Raw genomic sequence first — 291 nt, forward strand, 5'->3', positions numbered from 1 at the left:
AGCTCAAATCCGTCGTCAATGAATGTCAGCTTCCATTTGCCGGTGTAGGTGAAACTGCCGTCTAACCTGCTTCCGAGAACGGCATCAGATACACTGACATCCTTTATGGTCCTTTTCCTGGGTTCAAGATCCTCGTCACAATTTAAAAAAATAATTACAGCCAGTATTACAGGCAGTAATATCCTGATTTTTCTCACTACTGCAGCCATTGACATCTGCTCCCCCTTTTTCCGGTTCAAAGCTGTTAAATTACCCTGTAATAATTGAAAGGAAATTTTTCAGGTAATTATG

The 291-nt window shown here is 40.9% G+C and carries 1 protein-coding gene; it reads right to left on the minus strand.

Annotated elements, in window-relative coordinates; genetic code table 11:
* Positions 1–239 (minus strand): hypothetical protein (locus tag MD536_RS21120; protein WP_239603774.1); only part of this gene is annotated, 239 nt, incomplete at its 3' end.
* Between the last annotated feature and the right edge of the window lie 52 nt (positions 240–291).

Origin of the sequence: Flavihumibacter cheonanensis (genome assembly GCF_022352215.1) — a bacterium.
Classification (GTDB): Bacteria; Bacteroidota; Bacteroidia; order Chitinophagales; family Chitinophagaceae; genus Flavihumibacter; species Flavihumibacter cheonanensis.